1 protein-coding gene is annotated in these 1,264 nt (G+C 42.5%); it reads right to left on the bottom strand.

Going from position 1 to position 1,264, the window contains the following annotated elements; genetic code table 11:
- Positions 1-38 precede the first annotated feature (38 nt).
- Positions 39-1,259, bottom strand: coding sequence for a M20 family metallopeptidase (locus tag IQ228_RS26120; protein ID WP_027403840.1), 1,221 nt, complete (start codon positions 1,257-1,259; stop codon positions 39-41).
- Positions 1,260-1,264 lie beyond the last annotated feature (5 nt).

The following is a 1,264-nucleotide window of genomic DNA, read 5'->3' as shown; positions in this document are numbered from 1 at the left end:
GGGGGTTGGGGGAGGGGTTCTTGTACTTCATAATATAACTATTCAACAAAGAACTTTTCCAGACAGCGGACAAACATTTCCACACCCATTGGTAAAGCTGTTTCGTCAAAATCAAATTGGGGATGATGATGAGGGTAATCTAATTTTTTCTCTGGATTTGCAGAACCAAGAAAAAAGTAACAACCGGGAACTTCTTGCAGAAAAAATGACATATCTTCCCCACCCATTGTTTGACATTCGGGAACGATACCAATAGGGGTTTCTACGACTTCTTCTGCTACTGAATGCACTAACGCTGCAATTCCCGCATCATTGATAACTGGTGGATAAAGATGAATATAATCTAAGTCATAACTTGCACCCTGACTTTGGCAAATTCCCGCAATAATTTGTTGAATGCGTTCTTTAAAAAAACCTGCTAAATCAGGATTAAAATATCTTACTGTGCCACCCATTCTCGCAGTATCAGCAATCACATTAACTGCTGTTCCGGCGTGGAGTTCACCCACTGTCACTACAGCCGAATCAATGGGGTTTACATTACGGGAAACAATTGTTTGCAAAGCATTGACTATTTGCGCCGCTACCACTACAGAATCCACTGTCTGATGAGGAATTGCCCCATGTCCACCTTTACCGAAAATGGTGCAACGGAACAACTCAACAGCAGCCATTAATGCCCCAGCCCGGACTCCTACAGTTCCCAATGGTAGATTGTTCCATAAGTGTAAACCGATAATGGCATCAACATCAGGGTTTTTAAGTACACCTGCTGCAATCATCGGTTTTGCTCCACCGGGACCTTCTTCTGCGGGTTGGAAGATAATTTTGACAGTGCCGCTAAAGTCTTGTCGGTGTTGATTGAGGTAATAGGCTGTACCGAGAGCGATCGCTGTATGTCCATCATGTCCACAAGCGTGCATGACTCCATCATGTTGAGAACAATAGGGAACTTGATTCTGTTCTTGAATAGGTAAAGCGTCCATATCCGCCCGAATTGCTAACACTTTGCCATTCCCAGGTTTTTCACCTTTAATAATAGCGACAATTCCCGTTTGAGCAATTCCGGCTTGATGGACAATTCCCCAATTTTGCAATTTTTGGGCAATAAATTCGGCGGTAATTTTTTCCTGAAAACCTAATTCTGGTTTTTGGTGGATCTGTCTTCTCCACTCCACTAATTGTGGTTGTAAAGCCCGAATTTCTAACCGGACATTTTTGAGATTTACTGTTGAAGCCAGAGGAAATGTAGAAACCATATTTA

Origin of the sequence: Dolichospermum sp. LEGE 00246 (genome assembly GCF_015207865.1) — a bacterium.
Taxonomy (GTDB): Bacteria; Cyanobacteriota; Cyanobacteriia; order Cyanobacteriales; family Nostocaceae; genus Dolichospermum; species Dolichospermum heterosporum.
This window is presented reverse-complemented; position numbering and strand designations above follow the sequence as displayed.